Below are 16,823 nucleotides of genomic sequence, written 5' to 3'. Positions count from 1 at the left end.
CCTCCGGTGAGGCCCGCGCCTGGCGGGCAGAGGGTTCAGGTTGTCATGGTCATGGGTGTTGCTGCCACGCGTGCAGCGCCGCGCTGACAGCGGGGGCGTCTCCCCGAAAGGCCCGGCGCAGGCGCTTTTCGCTCCAGCACTCCGGCAGGGGGCACACGTACGCGCCGCGCCCCCTGCGGCCCCGTGCTCCGCCGGGAGCGACCCGCCAGCCCCCTGCCTCCCCGCCCGCCGGGTCTCGGCTGATCCGCAGCAGCTCGGCCTGGGGCCGCTTCGTGCGGCAGGCGACGCAGGTGCGCTGCGGCACGTGGGGGGGGGAAGCGGGGGGCATTCGGGCGTCACTCTCCCTGGTCGTCCGGGCTGGCGGTCGCGACCGACTTGCTGTCCTTGAAGAGAGCGTCAAAGGCCGAAGCGGCGCTCGTGCGGTTTCCGGTGCTCGCCGACTCTTCTTGCATGGCCTGCTGCATCGCCGCGTCGAGGTCGGAGATGGCCGCCGTCTCGCGCAGGTCAATCTTGTAGCCCGTCAGCTTGGCCGCGAGCCGGACATTCTGGCCGCCCTTGCCGATGGCGAGCGAGAGCTGGTCGGGCAGCACCGTGACGGTGGCCTCGTTGCCCTCCAGCTCGATAGGGCCAACCTTGGCGGGCGAGAGCGCGTTGCGGATGAACTCGCGGGGGTTGGGGTCCCAGAGAATCACATCGACCCGCTCGCGGCCCAGTTCGCCCGTCACGGCCTGAATGCGGTTGCCGCGGTGTCCGATGCAGGCCCCAATGGGGTCCACGTTGGGGTTGTGCGAAAACACCGCCACCTTGGAGCGCTGACCCGCCTCCCGCGCAATCGCCTTGACCTCCACGATGCCGTTGGCGACTTCGGGGATTTCCTGCCGCAGCAGGTACTCCAGCAGGTGCTCGTCGGCGCGGCTCGCCAGGATGGTCGGCCCCTTGGGGGTCTTGCGAACCTCCTTGAGGTAAATCTTGACCCGGTTGCCCGGCGTGAGCTTCTCGCCGGGAATCTGCTCGCGGGGGGGCAAAATCGCCTCGCCCGCGCCGAGTTCCACAAACCAGTTGCCCTTGTTGTCGTTGCGCACGACCTGCGCCGTGAGCACCTGGCCCTCGCGGTCCTTGTACTCGTTGTAGACCACATTGCGCTCGGTTTCGCGCATTTTCTGGGTGAGGGTCTGCTTGGCGGCTTGCAGGGCGATGCGCGAGAACTTCTCGCGGTCTACCGGGAACTCCATCTCCATCCCGATTTCGACGCCAGGGTCGAGTTCGAGGGCGTCCGCGAGGCTGATTTGCAGGTTCTCGTCCTCAACCTTCTCCACGACCTCGCGGATGACGAGCACCTCAAGTTCGCCCGTCACCGGGTCGAGGTGCACTTCGACGCGGCGGTCGGGTTCTACGTTGCGAACATAGGCCTGAGCGAGCGACTGCTCAAAGGCCTCGATGAGTTGCATTTCGTTGATGTTGCGCTGCTGCGCGACTTCACGCAGCGCGTCGGCAAAGTTGAATTCGGGCTGGGACATCCCAAGTCCTCCTGTGTGGGGGGTCAGCGGTGCCGGTCCGGAAACTCGGCGAGGTTGGCCTGAAAGGTGCCCACCGTGAGGGTCACGTCTTCTCCGGCCACGTCGAACGTGACCTGCTCGCCTTCAACCCCCTTGATGGGGGCGGTAAAAGCGTGCCCGCCGTCACTCCGCACGCGAGCTTTGAGGCCCACCATGCGCTCGAAGTGCCGCGCCCGCGTCAGCGGCCTTTTGGCTCCCGGCGATTCGAGTTCGAGGCGGTACTCGCCCGCGATGGGGTCGGCGCGGTCAAACTCGGCCCCGACGACCCGGCTGGCTTGCTCCAGGTTCTCGACCGTGACCGGCTGCTCGTCGAGACGGTCCATGCGAATGACGACGATGGGCCGCCGCCCCGGATTTTGCACCTGCACGTCCAGCACCTCGTACCCCAGCGGGCGCAAGACGCCGTCCGCGAGGCGGAAAAGCTGGTTGGACTGATTGTTCGCGTTGCTATTCATATTGTAGGCCCCTTCTCGCTGGGGCCACACACCACCCCCTCCACGAAAAAAGGTGGGCACGGCACCCACCTCGTTTTCGAGGATTTCTGTGGCCCAGTATATCGCATGAACGCCCAGGGGCCGAGAGCGGGCGTCACAAAGGGATTTTAGTTCAGCGGCGTGTCGCTCCCCAGCCGCACCGTCACATCGGCTCCTTCGACCCCTGGTTCGTTGCTGAGCTGCCCAAAGCCCACGTCGCGCCGCACGGCTTCAGCGCCCTTCCCGCTGAGGGTGGTCGGTCCCTCCCGGCGCGGACCATTGGCGATGGTGACGTCGGTGTAGCCGAGCTTGCGCAACCGCGCCTGTATCCGGGCGGCGCTGCCATCGGGGGCACCTACGTTAAGGACCGTCACCGAGAGCGAGCGCGGGTCGTTGGGGTCGCGGAAGTGCTTCTTGACCAGGTCGGCCAGCGCCTCGCGGTCCGCAATCCAGGTGCCGCCCGCCCCGTAGTCACCGGGCACCGTATAGCTCTGCACGCGGGGGCCGCGCAGCGCCGCTCCCAGCAGCGCCCCGACCTCCCCCCGCGAGAGGTCCGAGCGGGTGTGCTCGTGCAGGGCACCCACCATGCGCGGCAGCCGCCACCAGTTCAGCGGGTTGCGGGTCTGTCCCATCAGCGCTGTCAGGTATGCCTGTTGCCGGGACACCCGCCCGATATCCCCCAGGTTGTCCTTGCGAAAGCGCAAGAAGCCTTCGGCCTGCTCGCCACTGAGCCGCTGCCGCCCCGGATACAGGTCGATGTGCAGCTTGCCCGCGTTGTCGTCGTACTTCATGCGCTGCTCCACATCCACGGTGACGCCACCCGCCGCGTCCGTCAGGGCACGCACCGCCCCCAGCGAGAGCAGCACGTAGGAGTCAATGGGCACCCCGGTCAGCGCCTGCACGGTGGCCGCGAGCACCTCCGGTCCGCCGTGGCGGTTGGCCGCATTGATTTTGCTCATTCCCCAGCCGGGAATGTTGACCCAGGTGTCGCGCGGAATGCTCAGCAACTCGGTCTGCCCGTCCGGATGCACCTGCGCGAGCACGATGGTGTCGGTGCGGCCTAGGAAGTCCTCCGGTTTGGGCGGATAGGGCCACACGCCCGCCGAGTCGTCATATTCCACGTCCACCCCCGCAAGGAGAATGTTGAGCGGACGGTCGGCGGTGCGGGGCAGGGCGCCGTAGCGGGAGAGGGCGGGGGCGGCGGGGGCCGCGAGGGCGACGAGGCCCGCCAACACGACGAGCAGGGAAAGGAGGGTGCGGCGCACGCGGCGAGTGTAGCGGGGCAGGGGGTGGGGGGCAACGTCGTCGCCATGCGGCCCCCGCTCAGCGTCCGGCGGCCTCCAGCCAGCCGGGGAGGGTCGCGGGGGGCGCTTCCTCCCAGAAGTGCGCGAAGGCCCGCCCGAACTCGGCATTGACCCCCGCTTCGGACGTGGCGACCCCGTACTCGTTCAGGCCGCGCGGCGTCCACGACGAGTAGTGCAGGTTCTGGCTCCCGACCACCAGCATGGCTTCGTCGACCCGCATCCCCTTGGCGTGCAGGGCACCGGGAAACCAGCGGGCCTCGAAGCGCTCCGTGAGGCCTCGCGCCGCGAGTTCTCGGCGCAGCACCGCCAGCCCGATGCGGTTTTCTAGGCCCAGCAGGCTGTGTTCGTGCACCAGCACCCGCACCCGCACCCCGCGCTCTAGCGCCGCGACGAGCGCCCGCATCCACGGCAGGGCGTCCGCCTCGTAGGTGCACAGCCGGGGGTTGAGCAGGGCGAGGGTGCAGCGCACCCCCATGCTGAAGCTGACGTGCAGCAGCTCGACCTCGCGCCGGGCCGCTCCCAGCAGGGCGAGCTGCGCGTCGTCGGCGGCCAGGAACCCCTCGCGGCGGTAAAGGCTAAAAGCGCGGTCCGTTCCGACCGGGCTTAAGGAGAAGGTCGCGGTGCCCTGCGGATGGCTCGCTTCCGCCGGACCCGCCTCCCGGCACGAGGAACGCACCCGCGCCGGGGTCACGCCGGGGTCGCACTCGATGCGGACCGAGCGCACCCACAGGTCGTCGAAGACCGTGAGGCCATCCCGCGCCACTGGCCCGCGCACCCAGAGGCCGAAGTCGCGCAGGTCGCCGCCCCCTGGCCGCTCGGCGGGAAAGTGCAGCGGCCCCACGTTAAAGCCCATCGCCACCAGGTCGCGCCCGTCCAGCACCAGCAGCTTGGCGTGGCTGTGGGGAAAGGTGCCCGCGTAGTTGGCGACCTCCACCCGCCAGCCCCGCGCCGGGTCCGCGAGGGGCACGCCCGCGTCCAGCAGGTCGCGGATGGCCGCATAGACCTGCGACCCCCATTCGAGGTTGGCGGTGACTGGAAAGTTGCCCAGCGCGACCCGCACCGTGACCCCCTGCGGGTAGGCGCTGGGGTCAGCCTGCACCCGGCGGTAGAGCTTGGCCACCCCCCCGGCCAGCACGGCCCCCGGCCCCCGGCGGGGTTCGTCGGCCCACTCCATCACCGCGTACAGCACCTCGCGCCGCGCCCCGGCCACCAGCGCCGCGAGCCGGTCGTAGGCCCCGTGGGGAGTGGGCGGCTGGGCGCTGAAGGCGGGGTCAGGATTTGGGGTGTGCAGCAGCCCCAGCACCCGGTTCCCGCAGGAGAGGTCGGGCCGCCCGCCCCGCGTGGCGACCTCCCACAGCGCCCGCTCCAGCCTCCCCGTGGGCGCGGGGCACACCAACCCGGAGGCCGCCGGAAGCGCCAGCGGCTCGGTGCGGGTGGGGCGCGACTGCACAAAGGACACGGCCCGCTCGGCCACCCCCCAGACCCCCAGCAGCATGACCCCCAGCGCCGCGAGCGTGAGGGCCACCTGCCGCCCGCTCGCCCGGTCGCGCTCCGGGTGCTCGGCGGCCCGGTGAATGCTCGCGGCGATGGCGAGGTCGCCCACGACCTGCGCGGCCACGAAAAAGACTGTCAGCCGGGCGAGGAGCGCCCAGCCGCCCCCATCCAGCAAGCTGGGCACCCCGGTCAGGGCCACCAGCGCGCCCCCCACCAACCCCGCCGCCCCAAAGCCCGCGAACCCCGCCAGCGCCGGACGCCACGCGAGCCTCGCCCGCACGGTGAGCAGCCCCAGCACCCCGCCCGAACACAGGCCGTATCCCCCGCAGGCCGCGGCGACCAGCCCCGCGAGGGGCAGCCCCCCAAAGACGTCCCCGAAGCCGCCCCCCTGGTAGAGCCCGGCCAGCCCCAGCACCCCGCCCACGGGCACCACCAGCAGCCCCGCCGTCGCGCCCGCGGCGGCCCCCGCTCGCCCCCGCGCCTGAGCGCGCGAAAGGCCTAGCCGCCCCAGCGGCAGCGCCCGCGCCGAGAGCGCCCCCGCCAGCCCAAAGCCCAGCGTCACGCTCGCGAGCGCCCCCAGCCCCCCCACCAGCGCCCGCACCAGCGGCTGTCCCGGCGGCACCAGCGCGAGCACCCCGCTCAGCACCCCGCGGGCGAGCAGCAGCCCCAGCGCCAGCCCCGCGAGCGCCGCGAGCGCGAGCCGTCCCGCCTGGGCCGGATGGGGGGGCGGGGGCAGCAGGCGCATCGGCGCTCAGGATAGGGGAGAGGCCCCTTTCCCCGCCCCCAGCAGCGCCGCCCCCAGCCCCCCGTACCCCACCCCGTCGGCGGGGGGGTGGGTCAGCCCGGCCCGCGCGTCGCGCAAGAGGCGCTCTAGCCCCAGCGCGGGCAGCAGCGCCGCCCCGCCCGCCGTCCGCACGGCGAGGTCGGTGGCGGCCACGGCGGCATTCGTCGCGTGGACCTTCGCCGCCCCCAGCAGCGGGAGCGCCCCTGGCCCCGCTCCTCGGTCCCAGGCCCGCGCCGCTTCCCCCAGCAGGGCACGGGAGGCCGTCAGCTCCGTCGCCATCCGGCCCACGGCCTCCTGCACCTGCGGCAGGGTGGCGATGGGGGCACCCAGCGCGGTGGGCACCCGCTTCCGCGCGTAGGCCGTCAGCGTCTCCAGCGCCGCGAAGCCCACCCCCAGGTACGTCGCCGCGAGGGCCGTCCAGAACCACGCGCTGCTCGCGGGGTGGGCCGGCGTCGGTGGGGCGACGTGCTCGGCGGGCACCCAGACCCCGTCCAAGGTCACGTCGTGGCTGCCGCTGCCGCGCAGGGCGAGTGCCTCCACCCAGGTCGGCTCGACCGCCACGCCGGGGGCGTCGGGCGGCACCAGCAGCCGGACAACCTCCCCGGCGGGGGTGGCCGCGCTGACGACCGCCAGCCCCAGCGCTCGCGCCCCGGTCGCCCAGGTCTTGCGCCCGGTGACCCGCCAGCCGTCCCCATCCGGCACCGCCGCCGTGCGCGGCAAGCCCCCCCGCGACGGGCTGCCGAGTTCTGGCTCGCTCGCCAGGGCGTTCACCAGCCGCCCCTCCCGGCTCGCCGCCGCCAGCGCCGCGAGCATCGGCCCCGGCAGGGTCTGGCCCTGAAACGCCGCGCCCACCACCTGGGTATGCATCGCCAGCACCAGCGCGAGCGCCGCCCCCGCCTGCCCCAGCCGCCGCTGTGCCCCGGCGTATTCCTCCAGGCTGGCCCCCAGCCCCCCGGCTTCTCGCGGCAGGGTCAGCCGGATGTACCCGCTCGCCCGCAGCGCGGCCCCCGCCTCCGGGGTCACGTCCCCGGCCTCCTCACAGGCGTCAGCGTGGGCACGGATGGCCGCCTCCGCCCGCTCGGTGACGGCTTCGAGGTGGGTGGGGAGGGCAGGGAGCAGCGTCATGCCCGCAGGGTACCCCAGAGGCCCCCTCGTCAGTTCGTGCACAGCAGAATATAATGAGCAGACTATGTCCATTTCCCCCCGCGACGCGGCCCGCGCCGACATCCTGTCCCGCTTCCTGCCGGGCGTGGACCGCGACGTAAGCGGTCTGGCGGCGGCCCACTGCGAGGAACGCGGGCTGACGGCCCCCGGTGGCCTGCCCGCCGCGACCCTCTGCCTGGGCAGCCACGCGGCGGTGACCCGGCTGATTTGGGAGACCTTCACGCCAGAGTGGGACGATGTGGTGTACGTCTACGACGGTCTGCGCGGCGAGCAGACCCGTTACCTGGGGGCCAAGCTGCACCTCACGGTGGCCCTCGCCGCCGCCGGAGACGAACTCACCCCCGGCGTGCAGGCCGCGCTGGAGGCCGCCCGCCGGGCGCTGGCCGAGTTGTGGCGGGCGTGGGCGGGCCACCAGGCCACCACGACGGACGCTCTCTCGCGGGCCGTGACCGAGTTCGAGGACGTGCGCTAAGGCCCTCGCCCCGCGTTACCCTGGAGCATTCCAAGCTCCGAGGTGCCTCCTATGTCTTCCAGCCTTCCTGCCACCTTCCGCGCCCTGCGGATGCTCCGGGACGACACGGGCATTCGCGCCGAGTTCCAGACCCTCACGCCCGCCGACCTGCCCCCCGGCGACACGGTGGTCCGGGTGACCCATTCCAGCCTCAACTACAAAGACGGGCTGGCGGTCGCGGGGCGTCCCGGCGTCCTGAAGACCTACCCTATCACTCCCGGCATCGACCTGGCGGGCGAGGTCGTCTCGGACGAGACCGGCACCTACGCCCCCGGCCAGGGCGTGCTGCTGACGGGCTGGGGCATCGGCGAGCGGCAAGACGGTGGGTATGCCGAGTACGCCCGCGTCCGTGCCGAGTGGCTCGTTCCCCTGCCCCCCGGCACGGACGCGGAGTGGGCCATGAGTGTGGGCACGGCGGGCTTCACGGCAATGCTGGCGGTCCTGAGCCTGGAGGAGCATGGCGTGACCCCAGGCGGGGGCGAAGTGCTCGTCACGGGTGCAGCGGGCGGGGTGGGCAGTACGGCGGTCGCCCTCCTCGCGGCGGCGGGCTTCACGGTGACCGCGAGCACCGGACGCCGGGAGGAAGAAGGCTACCTGCGCTCGCTCGGCGCGGCCCAGGTCATCGGGCGAGAAGAGCTGCCCGCCCTCAAGCGCCCCCTCGAAAAGGAGCGCTGGGGGGGCGTCGTGGACTCGGTGGGCGGCGAGACGCTCGCGGGGGCCATCGCGAGCACGCGCACCCACGGGGCGGTCGCGGCCTGCGGCCTGGCGGGGGGCAGCGGCCTCCAGACCACGGTTTTTCCGTTCATCCTGCGCGGGGTGTCCTTGCTGGGCATCGACTCGGTGACCTGTCCCGCGCCGAAGCGCCGCGCCGCCTGGGAACGGCTCGCCCGCGACCTCCCCGCGTCGCGGCTCGCGGACGTCACCCAGGTCCGGCCCCTCGCGGACGTGCCCGCCCTCGCGGGGCAGATTCTGGCCGGGCAGGTGCGGGGCCGCACGGTGATTGCCGTTTCCCCTGCATGAGAGACGCGCCCGTTTTCCCATCCTCCCGTCAGCCGGGATGCACTAGGCTGGCGGACATGAGAAAACTCGGTGCGCTCGCCGCCCTTTCCCTCCTGCTGGCCTCGTGCGGTGGGCCAGAACGCGTGCCCGACAATGCGCCCCCCGAAACAGCGGTATCGGGCCGCATCCAGACCTGGCAGAGCGGGACGGCGGGCACCGTCAGCTTGCTGGGCACCGTGCCGCTGGTGCCCCTCGCCACGGCCCCGGTCGACGCGGCGGGCAACTTCCGTCTGGTGTTGCCGGAAGGAGCGGTCCTGAACGCTCAGACCCGCTCCGTCCCCGACACCCTCGAACAGGGCCTGCGTGACCTGAACTGCACGGCTTCCGGCCTCACCGTGAGCGACCCGGCGGCGCGGGGCCTTCTGGTCTTTACCCTGCGGGCCGAGGGCGGCGGCGCGGGGCCGCGGGACATCATCGCGGCGAACGTGAGTCGGGGGGGCCTCTCCCGCTCGCTCAACGCCCGCGCCTGGCTGTACGTAGACCGGGCCACCCGGCTGGGGGGCCGGGTGAACTGCCGGGTCGAGGGCTTCAGCGTTCCTGTCACCCTCGACGTGGCGGCGGTGTCCGGCTGGAACATGCTCAAGCTCGATGTGACCGCCGGGCTGGGCTTTGGCGGCATCAGTGCCTCTGGCACCGTGACCCGCACCCTGACGCCCCTGAACACCTGGCTCACCCTCGATGAGGTCCGGCAGGGGCTGTCTCAGTGAAGCGCGGCGCTCTGCTCCTGCCGGCGGCGCTCCTGCTCGCGGGGTGTGCTCCCCGACCCCTGGCCGCTCTGCTTCAGCCTCCCGCGCCCGCCGCGCCCGTCACCGCCGTCAGCGGGGACATCTCGCGCTGGTCGGGGGGGGGCGGGAGCATCGCCCTGACCGGACCGGGCGGGCAGGCCCTCGCACGGGCAGCAGTGGCCCCCGACGGGCAGTTCACCCTGCCCCTCCCGGACGCCGGGGCGCTCGCTCCGGTCCTCACCACCCCCGCCGCGGCGGTCGCGGCGCTGGGCTGCGTGGGCACGGTCTTGAGCAGTGACCCCGCTGCCCGTAGCTACGCTTTCTTTGGCCTCACCCCGCAGCGTTCGCCCACGCAGGAGGTGTTCGCGGCGCAGGCCGAGCGTACCAGCTTTGCAACCGGAGCCTTTTCGGGCCGGGCCTACCTCTATGCCGACCGCCCCACCCGCCTGAGCGGCACGGTGGACTGTGGTCCGGTCGTTCAGCAGTTTGCCGGGGTGCAGGTGGCCGTGCCCGTCACGGTGGACCTGACCGCCCAGCCGGGTTGGAACGCCCTCGAACTCAGCGTGGGCGTGCAGGCCAGCTTCAGCGGGGTCAGCGCGGGGGGCCGCCTCAGCGCCGTGGGCGACTCGCCGCGGCTGTGGCGCACCCCCGAAGAGGTCGTGCAGCAGGTAACCGCCGGGTTCTGAAGGGGGCTGTGGGCGGGGTGAGGCGCAGGCCAACCCCACCCCATTTCACGGTTCCGCCTGGCTCAGCGGTCCGAGGTCCCCCCGAAAAGTTCCCTCCCAAGCATTGAGCACCCGCCCCCCGCGCACCAGCAGCACGGTGGGGTAAGCGCTTACCCGCAGCCGCCGCGCAAAGGCCGTGGCTTCGGCTCCGCGCCACACGTTGAGTCCGGCGGGCGCGGGGGCGGCCACCCCTTCGGCATTTACGGCCCGCACGGGCAGTCCGGCGGCAAGCACAGCCCCCCACAGCGGCCCCAGGTCGCCGCAGTCGTGCGAGTAAATCACCACAATCTCGCGCTCGGCGGCGGTCCAGGGATGGGCGGGCAGCAGCTCCCCTAGCCGCACCCGCGCGTCGGCGGGCGTGCCCAGGGCCAGCAACAGCGTCAGCAGCGGCGCTCGCTTCATGCCCGCCATCATGCCGCCCCGCTCCCCCGCCGCGCATGACAGCCGGGTGAGGCCCCGCTCCCCGGAAGGGCAGGAGAGAGGAGAGGGGAGGGGGTCAGTTGCTCTGGGAGTTGGTGCGCTGGGGGTTCCCGGACGGCACCACGGCAGGAGCGGTGTCGGGCGTGCGAATCGTCCTCAGCGCCTGCGGGTCGGGTTTCTCGTCCGGCAGGGGCGCGGGCGAGGGGTCCGGCGCGTAGCCCGGCAGCTCAGTGATGGCGACCCGGCGCGGCACCACCCGTTCGGGCGGCGTGAACTCGGTGGCCATGCGGCCCGTCGCCCGGTCCACGTTGATGACGGTGGTGCGCGGGTCTGGGGTGCCCGGCGTCCAGGCGATTTCGCGGTAGACGACGGGCGGGGGCGCGTCTTCCTCGATGACGGTGCTCGCCGCATTCTTGAAGTTCGGGTCGAGGACCGCCAGCTTCACGCCCGGCAGGTAGCCGGGGTCCGGGGCGTCCACGTACTGGATCCCCGGCGGCTGCACGAAGGCCGTCGGGGTGCGGCCCGCGTGGGCGATTTCCATCATCCGCCGCCAGATGGGCGTGCCCACCGTGCCCGAATAGTAGTTGTCCGGGTTGGCCCCACCCTCCTGTTTGCCGACCCAGACCGCGCCCGTGTACAGCGGCGTGGTGCCCACAAACCACAGGTCCTTGACAAAGTTGCTCGTGCCCGTTTTGCCCGCGACGGGCCATTCCCCGAACTTCGCTCCGGCGGCAAAGCCTGCCCCCGGCACCGGGTCGTTAACCACCCCCCGAATCATGTCCAGACCCAGAAAGGCAATCTGCGGCGACCAGACCCGCTTGGGCTTGGTCACCTCGTTGGCCACGTCGTACAGCACCTCACCCCGCGCGGTCGTCACCCGCGTCACGTAGCGGGGCGGGCGGTACAGGCCCCCATTGACAAAGGGCGCGTAGGCCGCCGCCATCTTGACCGGGGTGGTCTCGATGGCCCCCAGCGCCGCCGCCAGCCCCGTGCCGTCATTCGTCTGGAGGCCCAGCTCGTTGAGCTTGCCGAAAAAGGTCTGAAGGCCGATGCGGTCGGCCAACCGCACGGTCACCAGGTTGAGCGAGCGGTCAAGCGCCTCGCGCAGGGTCATGTTGCGGTAGGTCGTGACGCCGCCAAAGTTCTGTGGCTCGTAGACGCCCCCCTTGCAGGTGCTGCACGGATAGGAGACGGGTTTGTCTTCCTCGCGGTGGTCTTGCCGCAGCCCGGTCGAGAGGGCGGTCGTGTACAGCAGCGGCTTGATGGTGGAGCCAATCTGCCGCTGGCCCTGCGCGGCGTTGTTCCAGTCATCGGGGGGGGTGTCGCCGCGCAGCTTCTGGCCCACCATCCCCAGCACCTCGCCGCTGTACGGCTCGATGACGACTGCCCCCAGCGTGGCCCCCGGCGGCAGTCCGGTCGCCTCGCGGCTGGCGGTTTCGACGGCGTTTTGCACCTTGGGGTCGAGGGTGGTGTACACCCGCAGGCCGCCCGACCCGTAGACCTTCTCGCGGCCAAAGCGGGCGATGAGGTCTTGCTCGACCTGCTGCACGAAGTGCGGCGCGCGGGTGCTCGTCACGGCCTTGAGTTCTTTGGCGGTACGGTCGACAAGCTGGGCGCTCCTCACGTTGCCGCTCGCGTCATAGCGAATCTGCCAGCCACGGGGCTGAAGGTTTTCCTTCCAGGCCGCGTCCGCCTGCGTCTGGGTAATCCAGCCGTCTTCGACCATGCGCGAGAGCAGCACCTTCATCAGCGGGCGCACCGCGGCATAGTTGAAATAGCGGTTGGGACTAGGCACCAAAATGGTGAGGTAGGCGCTTTCCGCAAGGCTGAGCTGCTTGGGGGTTTTGCCGAAGTACGCCTGCGCCGCCGAGTAGATGCCGTACAACTCGACCGGGCCGCCATCCCCCCAGTAGATGGCGTTGAGGTAGTTGCGCAAAATCTCTTCTTTGGTAAAGGCCCGCTCGACCTGCACGCTCAGCAACCACTCCTTAATCTTGCGGTCGGGGGTGCGGGCGGCCTTGTACTCGTCGTACAACAGTGTGTTCTTGATGAGCTGGTTGGTCAGGGTCGAGCCGCCCTGCAGGTCCTCGCCCTGCGCAGCCCGCTGAAGCTGCCGCCCGATGCCGTAGGGGTCGAGGCCGTAGTGCTCGAAAAAGCGGCGGTCTTCGTTGGCAATCAGGGCCGCCGTCATAAAGGGGGACACCTCGTCAAGCCGCACGAGCGTGCGGCTAATCGCCTGCTCGCCCACCTTGGGAATCAGGGTGCCCAGCGGCGTTCCGTCACGAGCAAACACCCGCGTCTCGGCCCCCAGGCTGAGGTTGTCGAGTTCGCGGTAGTCGGGCAGTTCGGTGGTCCACTTGGTGACGTAGGTGGCGGCCACTCCAGCGGCGGCCACCCCGCCCGCGAGCAGCAGCGACGAGGTGAGTTTCAGGAACCTCAAGAACAAGGGGAGTCCTCCTTGGGGACGGGAGCCGTTCATGCCCGCCGCGCTTCAATCAGTTGCTTGACGCGGCTGCGCAGGTTTTTGCCGCTCAGGGGCTTATACACCAGGTCGTCGGCCCCCACGAGCTTGGCCTGGTCGCGGGTCCGGTCGTCGTCCAGGGCTGTGAGCAGCAGCACGGGCGCTCCCCGGAGGCGCTTGACCCGCTTGACCCGCGAGCAGACCTCGAAGCCGTCCATCTGCGGCATGGTCACGTCCAGGAGAAGGGCGTCGGGCGTGTGCTCGCGCAGGTAATCCAGCGCCGCTTTGCCGTCCGGCACCGTCACGATTTCGTGTCCGTCCGCCGACAGGATGACTTCCAGCATGGTCCGAATCGCCGGTTCGTCGTCCGCGACGAGGATGGTGTACGCCATGTTCGCCATGATAGGGGCTTCCCCGCCCTGCCGCGCAGGCTGGGGCGCACACTTGGGGTCCAGCACGCGGCGCAGCAGTGACCGGCCCCGCAAGTACGGAGCCGGTCTCGTGAAAAAATGCTAGGTCAAACGCTGGGGCTTCAGCGCCCGTCGCCGTCGGTGGCCTCGCGCTTGCCCTCGCTGTATTCGGCGTGGGCCTCGCGGTTATTCATCTCGGCCTTGGCGCGGTCTTCGAGGGCCTCGGCCTTGTGGTGGGCGTCGCCCGTCACGGCGTGGGCCACGTTGTGCCCGGCCTCGCGCAGGCGGTCGGCCCCCTCATTGAGCTTGGCCTTGGCGGCGTCCGCCATGTTTCCCAGCGTGCTCTTGTCGTCACTCATGCGTGAATACCTCCTGTGGATGGATTCCCAGTGCGGGTAGGGCCAGCATCCCCCCGCCGCCCGCCCCGCGGGTGAAGGCCAGCTTTGCCGCTCGCTCATGGTTCGGCGAGGCCAGACAGCCGCGGGGCACTCCCGCCCGCTTCCCTCCCCACGGGCGCTACAGTTGAGCCGTCATGACGATTCAAGACCCCCATATCCAGGTGCCCACCCAGGGCGAAAAGATTCGCATGGAGGGCGGCAAGCTCGTGGTGCCTCATCGGCCCATCATCCCCTTCGTGGAGGGCGACGGCACCGGACCTGACATCTGGCGGGCCAGCGTGCGCGTGTTTGACGCTGCCGTCGAGCAGGCCTACGGTGGCGAGCGCAAGATTGAATGGATGGAGGTCTACGCGGGCGAAAAGAGTACCCAGGTCTACGGCGAGGGCGAGTGGCTGCCCCAGGCGACGCTTGACGCCTTCCGGGAGTTCCTCTTCGGCATCAAGGGGCCGCTCACCACGCCCGTCGGCGGCGGCATCCGCTCCATCAACGTGGCGCTGCGCCAGGAACTCGACCTCTACGCCTGCGTGCGTCCCGTGCAGTACTTCGAGGGGGTTCCCAGCCCGGTCAAGCGGCCTGGGGACGTCAACATGGTGATTTTCCGCGAGAACACGGAAGACATCTATGCGGGCATCGAGTACCGGGCCGGGACGCCGGAGGCCGCCCGTGTCCGCGAGTTCCTGACCGGCGAGATGGGCGTGAACAAGATTCGCTTTCCGGACACCTCCGCTTTTGGCGTGAAGCCCGTCTCCAAGGAAGGCACCGAGCGCCTCGTCCGCGCCGCCATCCAGTACGCCATTGACAACGGGCGCAAGAGCGTCAGCCTCGTCCACAAGGGCAACATCATGAAGTTCACGGAAGGGGCCTTCCGCGACTGGGGCTACGAGCTGGCCAAGCGCGAGTTTGGCGGCACCGAACTCGACGGCGGCCCCTGGCTCCAACTGCCGAACGGCATCGTCATCAAGGACGTGATTGCTGATAACTTCCTTCAGCAGATTCTGCTGCGGCCCACCGAGTACGACGTCATCGCCACCCTCAACCTCAACGGGGACTACATCTCGGACGCCCTCGCCGCGCAGGTGGGCGGCATCGGCATCGCGCCGGGGGCCAACATCAACTACGTGACCGGGCACGCCATTTTCGAGGCCACCCACGGCACCGCCCCCAAGTACGCGGGCAAGGACGTCATCAACCCCAGCTCGGTCATCCTCTCCGGCGAGATGATGCTGCGCTACATGGGCTGGACCGAGGCCGCCGACCTCATCCTCGCGGGCCTTGACGCCACCATTCGCCAAAAGACCGTGACCTACGACTTCGCCCGCGGCATGGAGGGCGCGACCCAGGTCAAGACCAGCGAGTTCGCCAACTTCATCATCGGGCACATGCGGGGCTAACGGCGCCACGCTGCCCGCAGCAGAAGCGAAGCAGACAAAGACAAGAGGGCCAGCGTTAAGCGCATGGCCCTCTTTTGGCAGGCTCGTGGCCGTCAGCCTATCGCCAGCATCCGCTCGATGGGCCGCAGGGCACGCAGCCGCACGTCTTCGGGCACCGTCACACGCGGCTGGAGGTTCGCCAGGCTGTCTCGGATGTTTTCGAGAGAAATCATCTTCATGTACTCGCAGCAGGCCGTGCGGCTGACGGGCACAAAGGTCTTTTCGGGTACGTCCCGCCTCAGGCGCGTGACCATGCCCGTCTCGGTCACCACGATGAACGTTTGGGCTTCGCTGGCCCGTGCCCGGTGAAGCATGCCCTCGGTGGAGTAGAGCTGCAAGTCGGGAAGGGCCGCCAGGACGCGGCTGGAGCAGCCGCACTCCGGGTGAATCAGCAACTCGGCACCGGGGTGCGCGGCTTGTTGGTGTTGGACGTCTTCAGGGCGAATGGCGGCATGCACGTGGCAGGCCCCGTCCCACACGTCCAGCGAGCGGCCCGTCTCGCGGATGACGTGCGCGGCCAAAAAGCGGTCTGGGGCAAACAAAATCGGCACGTCAGCGGGGAGGCTCTCGATGACCTGCACGGCATTGCCACTCGTGCAGCAGTAATCGGACTCCGCTTTGACCTCTGCCGTGGTGTTGACATAGGTGACGACCAACCCGCCGGGATGCCGTGCCCGCCAGTCGCGGATATCCTGTGCGGTCAAGGTCTGCGCCAGCGAACAGCCCGCTCGCAAGTCGGGCAGCAGCACAACCCTATCGGGGTTGAGGATGGCCGCCGTCTCCGCCATGAAATGCACCCCGGCAAACACGATGACGTCCGCGTCGGTGCGGGCGGCTTGGCGCGACAGCCCCAGCGAATCCCCCACGAAATCGGCAATCTCCTGCACTTCAGGGCGCTGGTAGTTGTGGGCGAGAATCACGGCGTTGCGCTCGCGGCGCAGACGTTCAATGTCGGCGCGAAGTTGCCTTTCATCCGGCAGCACTCTCAGTTGCAGCAGGTCGCGCTGCGGTACCTGCGCGGGCGGGATGGCCGGGCGGTTTCCGGTCATGGCGTGTCCTCCAGGGTGAGCTTAAGGCTGATGTCGATCGCTGGGGCCGAATGGGTGAGCGCCCCGACGCTTATGAAGTCCACTCCGCTCGCCGCGACCCGCGGCAAACGCTCCAGCGTCATGTTGCCGCTCGCCTCCAGGGTGACTTGTGGGGCGAGGCGGTTGCGGACCTGCACGGCCTCGGCCAACAGGTCGTCAGCCATGTTGTCGAGCAGCACGCGGTCCACTCCCGCCCGCAGGGCCTCTTCCAACTCGGCCAGATGGGAAACCTCGCACTCCACCTTGAGCAGGTAGCCCTGTTCCCGCGCCCGCGTGATGGCCGCTGTGACGCTGCCCGCCGCCGCGATATGGTTGTCTTTAATCAAAAGGCCGTCGTCGAGTCCGGCGCGGTGATTGGTGCCGCCCCCGTGCCGCACAGCGGCTTTTTCCAGGTCGCGCCACAGCGGGGTGGTTTTGCGCGTGTCGAGCAGCCGCGCCGGTCCCCCGCCCAGCGCGTCCACAAACCGCCGGGTCTGGGTCGCGATGCCGGACAGCCGCTGCAACAGGTTGAGGGCGACCCGTTCGCCCGTCAGCAGAGCCTGCGCGGGTCCGGTGACCTGGCCGATGGCGCCGCCCCGCTGCCATTCCCCCTCGCAGGCCGTCCAGCTTACCTGCAAGCGGGGGTCAAGCAGCGCAAAGACCCGTTCCGCCACCGCCAGGCCGCTGAGGACCCCCGGTTCTTTCAGCAGAAACTCAGCCCGCGCCGTCTGGTGTGGCGCAATGGTGGCCAAAGTGGTGACGTCCCCTCGCCCGATGTCCTCGGCGAGGGCCGCCCGAAGACGCTCATCGAGGCTCAGCACCGCAGTCTCCAGAGGTGATGA

General features: G+C 70.2%; 17 protein-coding genes. 5 read left to right on the top strand and 12 right to left on the bottom strand.

Annotated elements, in window-relative coordinates:
- Positions 1-49 precede the first annotated feature (49 nt).
- The 6 genes from H565_RS0109375 to H565_RS0109350 form a co-directional block, all read right to left on the bottom strand.
- Entirely contained in the window at positions 50-328 is a 279-nt protein-coding gene (locus H565_RS0109375) for a YlxR family protein (RefSeq protein ID WP_027460790.1), read from the bottom strand.
- A 7-nt stretch (positions 329-335) separates the two neighbouring features.
- The gene (gene nusA, locus H565_RS0109370) at positions 336-1,517 is read right to left on the bottom strand and encodes a transcription termination factor NusA (protein WP_027460789.1); all 1,182 of its coding nucleotides are present in this window, start codon (positions 1,515-1,517) and stop codon (positions 336-338) included.
- Positions 1,518-1,540: 23 nt separating this feature from the next.
- On the bottom strand, positions 1,541-2,011 hold the full coding sequence (rimP, locus tag H565_RS0109365; RefSeq protein WP_027460788.1) for a ribosome maturation factor RimP: 471 nt from the start codon (positions 2,009-2,011) through the stop codon (positions 1,541-1,543).
- 146 nt (positions 2,012-2,157) lie between these two features.
- Positions 2,158-3,294 carry an LCP family protein gene (locus tag H565_RS0109360; protein ID WP_027460787.1) on the bottom strand — a complete coding sequence of 379 codons (1,137 nt, stop codon included), beginning with the start codon at positions 3,292-3,294 and terminating at the stop codon, positions 2,158-2,160.
- Positions 3,295-3,352: 58 nt separating this feature from the next.
- Positions 3,353-5,572, bottom strand: a complete 2,220-nt coding sequence (locus H565_RS0109355) for a phospholipase D-like domain-containing protein (RefSeq protein WP_027460786.1) — start codon at positions 5,570-5,572, stop codon at positions 3,353-3,355.
- 6 nt (positions 5,573-5,578) lie between these two features.
- Entirely contained in the window at positions 5,579-6,736 is a 1,158-nt protein-coding gene (locus H565_RS0109350; protein ID WP_027460785.1) for an acyl-CoA dehydrogenase family protein, read from the bottom strand.
- 64 nt (positions 6,737-6,800) lie between these two features.
- On the opposite strand from H565_RS0109350, the gene H565_RS0109345 reads away from it, so the two are divergent.
- The 4 genes from H565_RS0109345 to H565_RS0109330 are packed head-to-tail and all read left to right on the top strand — an operon-like array spanning position 6,801 to position 9,756.
- The gene (locus tag H565_RS0109345) at positions 6,801-7,247 is read left to right on the top strand and encodes a hypothetical protein (RefSeq protein ID WP_027460784.1); all 447 of its coding nucleotides are present in this window, start codon (positions 6,801-6,803) and stop codon (positions 7,245-7,247) included.
- 51 nt (positions 7,248-7,298) lie between these two features.
- Positions 7,299-8,306, top strand: a complete 1,008-nt coding sequence (locus H565_RS0109340; RefSeq protein WP_027460783.1) for an MDR family oxidoreductase — start codon at positions 7,299-7,301, stop codon at positions 8,304-8,306.
- Positions 8,307-8,362: 56 nt separating this feature from the next.
- Entirely contained in the window at positions 8,363-9,052 is a 690-nt protein-coding gene (locus H565_RS0109335; protein WP_027460782.1) for a hypothetical protein, read from the top strand.
- Positions 9,049-9,756 carry a hypothetical protein gene (locus H565_RS0109330; protein ID WP_027460781.1) on the top strand — a complete coding sequence of 236 codons (708 nt, stop codon included), beginning with the start codon at positions 9,049-9,051 and terminating at the stop codon, positions 9,754-9,756. The genes H565_RS0109335 and H565_RS0109330 overlap by 4 nt, the downstream gene beginning before the upstream one ends.
- A gap of 45 nt (positions 9,757-9,801) precedes the next feature.
- Here the strand turns inward: H565_RS0109330 and H565_RS16620 are convergent, their stop codons facing one another.
- The 4 genes from H565_RS16620 to H565_RS0109310 form a co-directional block, all read right to left on the bottom strand.
- Positions 9,802-10,206 carry a penicillin-binding protein gene (locus H565_RS16620; protein WP_034409183.1) on the bottom strand — a complete coding sequence of 135 codons (405 nt, stop codon included), beginning with the start codon at positions 10,204-10,206 and terminating at the stop codon, positions 9,802-9,804.
- An 85-nt stretch (positions 10,207-10,291) separates the two neighbouring features.
- Positions 10,292-12,694: a transglycosylase domain-containing protein gene (locus H565_RS15005; RefSeq protein WP_051363525.1), complete on the bottom strand. Its 2,403-nt coding sequence runs from the start codon at positions 12,692-12,694 to the stop codon at positions 10,292-10,294.
- Positions 12,691-13,077 carry a response regulator gene (locus H565_RS0109315; RefSeq protein ID WP_027460779.1) on the bottom strand — a complete coding sequence of 129 codons (387 nt, stop codon included), beginning with the start codon at positions 13,075-13,077 and terminating at the stop codon, positions 12,691-12,693. The genes H565_RS15005 and H565_RS0109315 overlap by 4 nt, the downstream gene beginning before the upstream one ends.
- 131 nt (positions 13,078-13,208) lie before the next feature.
- Positions 13,209-13,445, bottom strand: a complete 237-nt coding sequence (locus tag H565_RS0109310) for a hypothetical protein (protein WP_027460778.1) — start codon at positions 13,443-13,445, stop codon at positions 13,209-13,211.
- 173 nt (positions 13,446-13,618) lie between these two features.
- Between H565_RS0109310 and icd the strand changes: the two genes are divergently transcribed.
- Positions 13,619-14,875, top strand: a complete 1,257-nt coding sequence (gene icd, locus H565_RS0109305; RefSeq protein WP_027460777.1) for an NADP-dependent isocitrate dehydrogenase — start codon at positions 13,619-13,621, stop codon at positions 14,873-14,875.
- 92 nt (positions 14,876-14,967) lie between these two features.
- On the opposite strand, the gene nadA is transcribed toward icd, so the two are convergent.
- Entirely contained in the window at positions 14,968-15,963 is a 996-nt protein-coding gene (gene nadA, locus H565_RS0109300; RefSeq protein ID WP_027460776.1) for a quinolinate synthase NadA, read from the bottom strand.
- Positions 15,960-16,802 carry a carboxylating nicotinate-nucleotide diphosphorylase gene (nadC, locus tag H565_RS0109295; protein ID WP_027460775.1) on the bottom strand — a complete coding sequence of 281 codons (843 nt, stop codon included), beginning with the start codon at positions 16,800-16,802 and terminating at the stop codon, positions 15,960-15,962. Before nadC ends, nadA begins: the two co-directional genes overlap by 4 nt.
- Positions 16,803-16,823: the final 21 nt, after the last annotated feature.

The organism is Deinococcus murrayi DSM 11303, assembly GCF_000482805.1.
Taxonomy (GTDB): domain Bacteria; phylum Deinococcota; class Deinococci; order Deinococcales; family Deinococcaceae; genus Deinococcus; species Deinococcus murrayi.
This window is presented reverse-complemented; position numbering and strand designations above follow the sequence as displayed.

Excerpts from the sequence above, each read along its gene's own strand:
- H565_RS0109375 (WP_027460790.1), bottom strand. The coding sequence starts at position 328 with ATGCCCCCCGCTTCCCCCCCCCACGTGCCGCAGCGCACCTGCGTCGCC.
- nusA (WP_027460789.1), bottom strand. The coding sequence starts at position 1,517 with ATGTCCCAGCCCGAATTCAACTTTGCCGACGCGCTGCGTGAAGTCGCG.
- rimP (WP_027460788.1), bottom strand. The coding sequence starts at position 2,011 with ATGAATAGCAACGCGAACAATCAGTCCAACCAGCTTTTCCGCCTCGCG.
- H565_RS0109355 (WP_027460786.1), bottom strand. The coding sequence starts at position 5,572 with ATGCGCCTGCTGCCCCCGCCCCCCCATCCGGCCCAGGCGGGACGGCTC.
- H565_RS0109350 (WP_027460785.1), bottom strand. The coding sequence starts at position 6,736 with ATGACGCTGCTCCCTGCCCTCCCCACCCACCTCGAAGCCGTCACCGAG.
- H565_RS0109345 (WP_027460784.1), top strand. The coding sequence starts at position 6,801 with ATGTCCATTTCCCCCCGCGACGCGGCCCGCGCCGACATCCTGTCCCGC.
- H565_RS0109340 (WP_027460783.1), top strand. The coding sequence starts at position 7,299 with ATGTCTTCCAGCCTTCCTGCCACCTTCCGCGCCCTGCGGATGCTCCGG.
- H565_RS0109335 (WP_027460782.1), top strand. The coding sequence starts at position 8,363 with ATGAGAAAACTCGGTGCGCTCGCCGCCCTTTCCCTCCTGCTGGCCTCG.
- H565_RS16620 (WP_034409183.1), bottom strand. The coding sequence starts at position 10,206 with ATGGCGGGCATGAAGCGAGCGCCGCTGCTGACGCTGTTGCTGGCCCTG.
- H565_RS15005 (WP_051363525.1), bottom strand. The coding sequence starts at position 12,694 with ATGAACGGCTCCCGTCCCCAAGGAGGACTCCCCTTGTTCTTGAGGTTC.
- H565_RS0109315 (WP_027460779.1), bottom strand. The coding sequence starts at position 13,077 with ATGGCGAACATGGCGTACACCATCCTCGTCGCGGACGACGAACCGGCG.
- H565_RS0109310 (WP_027460778.1), bottom strand. The coding sequence starts at position 13,445 with ATGAGTGACGACAAGAGCACGCTGGGAAACATGGCGGACGCCGCCAAG.
- icd (WP_027460777.1), top strand. The coding sequence starts at position 13,619 with ATGACGATTCAAGACCCCCATATCCAGGTGCCCACCCAGGGCGAAAAG.
- nadA (WP_027460776.1), bottom strand. The coding sequence starts at position 15,963 with ATGACCGGAAACCGCCCGGCCATCCCGCCCGCGCAGGTACCGCAGCGC.